At 62.7% G+C, this 844-nt stretch carries 1 protein-coding gene; it reads left to right on the top strand.

The genetic code is table 11. From position 1 onward, the window contains the following. Positions 1-844 (top strand): IS3 family transposase (locus BV911_RS18845; RefSeq protein ID WP_139840168.1); only part of this gene is annotated, 844 nt, incomplete at both ends.

The raw sequence follows: 844 nt of genomic DNA on the forward strand, positions 1-844 counted from the left end.
AAAGCCTGTGCCGAGTTGGAGATCAGCGATCGCACCCTGCGGCGCTGGACAAACGGCGGCCAGGTGCAGCCGGATCAGCGCCCCCTCGTGCAACGCCCGGGCCCCGCCAACAAGCTGAGCCCGGGCGAACGGGCCGCCGTGCTGGATGTCTGTAATTCAACGGAATTCGCCAGCCTCCCGCCCAGCCAAATCGTGCCGAAACTGGCCGATCAGGGGCAGTATCTGGCGTCTGAGTCCAGCTTTTACCGCATCTTGCGCGCCGATGGACAACAGCATCACCGCGGCCGGTCCAAGCCGCCGGTGCGGCGCAAACCGCCCACCAGCTACAAGGCCAGTGCGCCTCGCGAGGTCTGGACCTGGGACATAACTTGGATGCCCGGGCCGGTCGCAGGCACGTTCTTCTACCTGTACCTGATCGTGGACATCTTCAGTCGCAAGATCGTGGGCTGGGAGGTTTACGACCGAGAAACCTCAGACCTAGCCGCAAAGCTGATCCGACAGGCGGTCTTGGCCGAGGGCTGCATCACGCGCCCGCTGGTCCTGCACGCGGACAACGGCAGTCCCATGAAGGGGGCCACGATGAAGGTCACGATGGAAAAGCTGGGCATTATCGCCTCTTACAGCCGGCCACGCGTCAGCAATGACAATCCCTTTTCCGAGGCGCTGTTCCGAACCTGCAAATACCGCCCAAACTGGCCGACCAAGGGCTTTGCCACGAAAGAGGATGCGCAGGCTTGGGTGAAATCCTTCGCCAGTTGGTACAACGAAGAACACCTGCACAGCGCAATCCGCTTCGTTACGCCGAACGCGCGCCACTCCGGGACTGACAGTGCAACGCTCGCCA

Origin of the sequence: Pseudoruegeria sp. SK021 (assembly GCF_002119405.1) — a bacterium.
Taxonomy (GTDB): domain Bacteria; phylum Pseudomonadota; class Alphaproteobacteria; order Rhodobacterales; family Rhodobacteraceae; genus Meridianimarinicoccus.